General features: G+C 31.2%; 3 protein-coding genes. 2 read left to right on the forward strand and 1 reads right to left on the reverse strand.

The window, feature by feature from the left end; genetic code table 11:
- Positions 1-93 precede the first annotated feature (93 nt).
- On the reverse strand, positions 94-3,255 hold the full coding sequence (locus tag Q0616_RS07270) for a T9SS type B sorting domain-containing protein (RefSeq protein WP_298776152.1): 3,162 nt from the start codon (positions 3,253-3,255) through the stop codon (positions 94-96).
- 117 nt (positions 3,256-3,372) lie between these two features.
- Between Q0616_RS07270 and Q0616_RS07275 the strand changes: the two genes are divergently transcribed.
- Both Q0616_RS07275 and Q0616_RS07280 read left to right on the forward strand, forming a co-directional pair.
- Positions 3,373-4,959, forward strand: a complete 1,587-nt coding sequence (locus Q0616_RS07275) for a peptide chain release factor 3 (protein ID WP_171623322.1) — start codon at positions 3,373-3,375, stop codon at positions 4,957-4,959.
- A 50-nt stretch (positions 4,960-5,009) separates the two neighbouring features.
- The gene (locus tag Q0616_RS07280) at positions 5,010-5,837 is read left to right on the forward strand and encodes a DUF4197 domain-containing protein (RefSeq protein ID WP_298776154.1); all 828 of its coding nucleotides are present in this window, start codon (positions 5,010-5,012) and stop codon (positions 5,835-5,837) included.
- Positions 5,838-5,839: the final 2 nt, after the last annotated feature.

Below are 5,839 nucleotides of genomic sequence, written 5' to 3' on the forward strand. Positions count from 1 at the left end.
GATTATAAAAAGGTAATCCTTGCTGTGCTTCTATTTTTGATAAAGAAAAAATAGTTATTAATATTAAAGATAATTTTTTCATTAGATAATCAATTATTTAATTTTTCGTTTGACTAATATGCTCCCTGAATATAGGACTTTCAAATCATCAGATTGTTTTGAAAACTCTAACATATACCAATAAGTTCCGTCTGCAACTGGTTTTCCGTTATGTGTTCCATCCCATTCTATTATACCAATTCCTTCTTTTAATAAAATTTGTTTACCATATCTATCAAAAATAATCAATTTATAAGAATTAGAAACATCATTAATTTTACCATTCTTGGTCATTGGTTTCCAAACATCATTTCTTCCATCTTGATTTGGCGTTACTACATTTGGTAAAGCAAGATAAATAACATTTTTTCTTTCCGAAACTCCACAACCATTCAATCTTACTTTAACGGTAAAATTGTTATCTGCTATTTTATCAGGAATAATCAATTCGTTCTTCGTTTGCCAATCGACAATAATATTGCCGTCAGAACCAAACAACGCATATTCTAATTTACCATTTCCTTTTACTGTGACAATAATACTTGTTTCGTTAATGGTAATTTTTTCGATGGTTGGAGTTTCAGCATTCTTAACGTCCAAAGTTTTTACAACCGAACAACCTGTTATCTTATCCTCTATTGTTATGTTATAAATTCCTGCATCTAATTCAAACTTAACGACTCCATTAATTCTGGTTCCTCCTACTTTTTCTACAATATAAGTGTATTTATCATAGTCTGTTTGCGTTGTAAAATCTAATGAATACAATTCATTAAAACATAACGGATCTACTTCTTCTGGAACTGTAATTGTTGGCAAAGGATTTCTTTTGAAATAAAATTTGATTGTTGCAGTTCCACAATAATTTGGATCCTCAAAAACTACATTTACAAAACCTTCGTTTGAATCAATTTGAGCAAAAATTTCGTCAACAGTTAAAGCTGCAACTAAACCTGACGCTTGACTATTGATGTGTTTTAAAATAGCTTCAATTTGACTCTTTGCATTTTCATCTTCACCTTCACAGTAAATAATTGGATTAGCTTGTGTGTAATTTTCTAAAGTTAGAATATCAACAATTAAATCAGGTTTTTTATTGACAGTTAAATCTACTGTTGTTGAACATGTATCACTCAATCTATTTTTAAATTCTACGGAAATATTTAAAGAAGTATTTCCACCAAAATCTAATTCTCTTTGAACAGGATTTCCTCTTATATATTCTACTCCTTCAATATAAATTTTATAATCAAATACATTTGCCCCGAAATTATCTCTCAATAAATTATCATCAATTGTTAGTGATTCTCCTTCGCAGAATTTATCTGAAAGTGTTGCAGATACAACATTTGGTTTTGTAATCACTTGCAACGTTAATTGCATCTCATCTGTCCAACAATCTTCTCCATTTATTTTTACTTGAAAAGTAATTATTTCAGATTCATCATCCGAAAGAGGTTTTTCTGAAATTCCTGAAAAAGTAATATCTGTTCTACCAAAATATTTTTTTAAATAATCTTCGATTTCTAAAGTTTTAAAAATGTTTCCAGCACCAACTTCAGAACAAGACGAATTAAGCGTTGGAATATCATTATCTAAATCAAAATTAGATTCATCCAGCTCAAATGTTAACTCAACACCTGTATCACATATTGTATTTCCATTATCAACAGCTAAGGCTTTTACAATGATTTTACCATTTTTAGTTGTTTTGATAAATGCTAATAAATCTGTAATTTCAGTTAAACCATCTTCTTGATAAAATTTTAAATTATACGAATTCCCATTTTGAATTATAGAAATTGCATTATCAATATTGCTTTGAGTAAAATCTGCGAAACAAATATCTTTTATTTCTGCTGGAAGAATATTTGCAGGCGAAGTTTTAGTAACTACAAAATCAACCTCATCACTTTCGCATCCTCCGCCTGTTCTTGATTTTATTTTAACTTTATACGTTAAAATTGTAGTAATTGCAGTTGTTTGTCCATCAGAAATCGGTAAACCGCCTAAGGTTACAATTAAATCAAAAGCATTTTTATCTTTTCCTAACTTAGAATAAATTCGATCAAAATTTATTTTATAAGAAGAATCACAAGTTGCATCATCAACATCTCCACTCAAAGTTGGTTTTCCTTGAACTAAAGGAATTGAAACTTCATGAGAATCAATTGGGCAACCGCCTCCGTAATGAACTTTGATTTTCATTGAAGTGGTTTGACCAACTGCCAAATTTACATTTTGACCTGATGTATAACTTGTCCCATCAATAACAATTGAAGAAATCGAATAATTAGAATCTACAGTAGGGAAAAGTTTATTTAACAACTCATCTTTATCCGGAATTGTATAAGTTGGTGTACACGCATATTCAGTCTCGAAAGTAGGTTTAAAATTAAATTGATGTTCAGGAATAAATTTTAGAGGTATTGTATAAATATACTTTGTATCTCCACTTACATCTTTTACTTGTGCGTAAAGAGTGGTATCAGTAGTAAAAGTTGCTGATGAACCAACCTCTGAACTAAACGTATTATCGGTATATACTTTGATATATGGGTTTGTTACTGGATTTGGATTAGTTTCTACATGATCTTTTATCCCATCATAAATTTGACTTGCTGTGTAAGATTGACCAAAACATAAATTATTAAAAGTTGTAATCGTTCTTTCTTCTGCTACATTCACTTTTATATCAAAAGTATCCGTATTATTTATTCCATAAACTGCTATTACAATAGTTTCATCTTTCTTTAAAAGATCAGAACCTTCAAAAGCTTTTGCATAACCTGTTGCGGAAGAAGTATTATCATATTCACAAATTTTTGCAACACCTTCTTTCATTCCTTTATTATTAACATTTCCTTCTACAGCTCTATTAGCTTTTATAGTAGCACTATTTCCTACAAAGACATCATTTGCAATGTTCCCTTTTGGTAATTTCCATACTAAAAATTTAAAATCTGGTTTATTTGCAATCAAATCAAATGCAAAAACCATATCAAAATTAGCTTTAAATGAGAAATACTTATATACGTAGGTCGTATTGAATGCACATCCATCTACAGCAATTGGAGAAAAGTTATTATTACTTGTATAAATATCTAATGTTTGATTCTTAAAAGTAAAACCTCCTTCTAATGGATAAATTGTAGGTCTTTGCCCCCAAACAACCCCACTTATCATCAACAGTAAAAAGTAAAATATCTTTTTCATAGCCCTATATCATCTATATTTTAAAATAACGCAATTTAGTTGAGAATATTCTATTCATCATAATGTTTCTAATTTTACGGAGATAAACTATCTTTGCAACCTGAAAATTTGATTAAGATGTCTTTAGAACAAGAAATAAATAAAAGAAAAACCTTTGGTATTATTGCCCATCCCGATGCTGGTAAAACTACTTTAACAGAAAAATTGTTATTATTTGGTGGTGCGATTCAAGAGGCTGGAGCTGTAAAAAGTAATAAGATTAAGAAAGGCGCAACATCCGATTTCATGGAAATTGAGCGTCAACGTGGAATTTCTGTTGCAACTTCTGTTTTGGCTTTCGAATACAAAGGAAAAAAAATTAATATCTTAGATACGCCTGGTCACAAGGATTTCGCTGAAGACACTTTCCGTACCTTGACTGCTGTAGATTCTGCGATTGTTGTTATCGACGTTGCGAAAGGGGTTGAGGAACAAACAATCAAATTAGTAGAAGTTTGTCGCATGCGCAAAATTCCGTTATTGGTTTTTATTAATAAAATGGACCGAGAAGGAAAAGATGCGTTTGATTTGATGGACGAAGTTGAACAAAAATTAGATTTGCATGTAACTCCACTTTCATGGCCAATCGGTATCGGATCTACATTCAAAGGAATTTATAATATTTGGGAGAAAAATATTAATATTTTTTCTGGAGACAACAAACAAAAAGTTTCTGAAACAACTAAAGTCGAAGACTTATCAAGTCCAGAATTAGAAACATTAATCGGAACAGATTATGCTGAAAATCTACGTAACGAAATTGATTTGATTGATGGTGTTTATCCAGAATTTGATATGCAAGAATATATGGACGGAAATTTACAACCTGTATTTTTCGGTTCTGCTTTAAATAATTTTGGAGTGCGCGAATTGTTAGACGCTTTCGTTGACATCGCTCCTACTCCACAATCAAAAGAAACAGATTTAAGAATCGTAGAACCTTACGAAAATAAATTCTCTGGTTTCGTGTTTAAAATTCATGCTAATATGGATCCAAAACACCGCGACCGTTTAGCGTTTATCAAAATTGTTTCTGGAAAATTTGAACGTAACAAAAACTATTTCCACGTTCGTCAAGGTAAAAACATGAAATTCGCTGCACCAAATGCTTTCTTTGCAGACAAAAAAGAAATCGTTGATGAGTCTTTTGCTGGAGATATTGTCGGTTTACACGATACCGGAAATTTCAGAATTGGAGACACGCTGACAGAAGGAGAAAAATTCAGTTTCAAAGGAATTCCTTCATTCTCACCTGAGCATTTCCGTTACATCAACAACGACGATCCAATGAAAGCAAAACAATTGGAAAAAGGAATTGATCAATTAATGGACGAAGGTGTTGCGCAGTTGTTTACTTTAGAAATGAATAATCGTAAAGTTATCGGAACTGTAGGTGCGTTACAATACGAGGTAATTCAATATCGTTTAGAACACGAATATGGTGCTAAGGCGACTTACGAACCTTTTTCTGTACACAAAGCCTGTTGGGTAGAAGTAGAAAATGATAAATCAGAAGAATTCTTAGAATTTAAACGTGTTAAACAACGTTATTTAGCAAGAGATAAATTTAATCAATTGGTATTTTTAGCTGATTCTGCATTTACTATTCAAATGACACAAGAAAAATTTCCTTCAGTAAAATTACATTTTGTAAGTGAATTTTAAAGTTTGGTCAGAAAATTGAATAACGACAGAAACAACATAGAAAAATCCTCATGAAAAAAATCATTTTAAGCTTATCATTGATTACTTCCTTTGCTGTGAATGCAAATGCGCAAGATTTAAAATCAATTTTTGGTACTTTAAAAAAAGAAGTTGAAAAAACAAATACACAGCCAAATTCTGCTGTAAAAGTTGATTCGGTAAAAATTGTAAATAGCTCCACAGAATCAAACACAATTTCTGCTGAAGCTTTGAAAAACGTTAATAACTTACCTAATTCAACAATCGCATCCGGTTTGAAAGAAGCTCTATCAATTGGATTGAATGATGGTATTAAATCTTTGAGCCAAAAAAATGGTTTCTACAACAATTCTGTTGCTAAAATCTTGATGCCAGAAGAATTGCAAACTGTCGAGAAAACTATGCGTTCTTTAGGAATGGGAAGTTTAGCGGATAAAGGAATTAAATTATTGAATGCAGCTGCTGAAGATGCTGTTTCGGAAGCGGCTCCTATCTTTGTAAATGCCTTAACTTCGATGACAATAACCGATGCAAAAGACATTTTATTGGGAGGAAATAATTCGGCTACAAATTATTTAAAACTAAAAACGAATACAGATCTTACGAAAGCTTTTCAACCAAAAGTCGAAGCTTCTTTGGGTAAAGTTGGTGCGGATAAAGTTTGGAACAATTTGATCACAAAATACAATACCTTAACAGGAGACAAGATAGAACCAAACCTGAATGCGTATGTTACACAACAAACATTAAATGGTGTATTTAATATGGTTGCAGAAAAAGAAAATGGAATTAGAAATAATTCAGCTTTGCAAACAACCTCTATCTTACAGCAGGTTTTCGGATCTCTTTCTAAAAAATAACA

Source organism: uncultured Empedobacter sp. (genome assembly GCF_937930195.1).
GTDB lineage: Bacteria > Bacteroidota > Bacteroidia > Flavobacteriales > Weeksellaceae > Empedobacter > Empedobacter stercoris.

What these genes read in the sequence shown, in the direction of transcription:
- Q0616_RS07275 (WP_171623322.1), top strand. Translation starts at nt 3,373, where the DNA reads ATGTCTTTAGAACAAGAAATAAATAAAAGAAAAACCTTTGGTATTATT.
- Q0616_RS07270 (WP_298776152.1), bottom strand. Translation starts at nt 3,255, where the DNA reads ATGAAAAAGATATTTTACTTTTTACTGTTGATGATAAGTGGGGTTGTT.
- Q0616_RS07280 (WP_298776154.1), top strand. Translation starts at nt 5,010, where the DNA reads ATGAAAAAAATCATTTTAAGCTTATCATTGATTACTTCCTTTGCTGTG.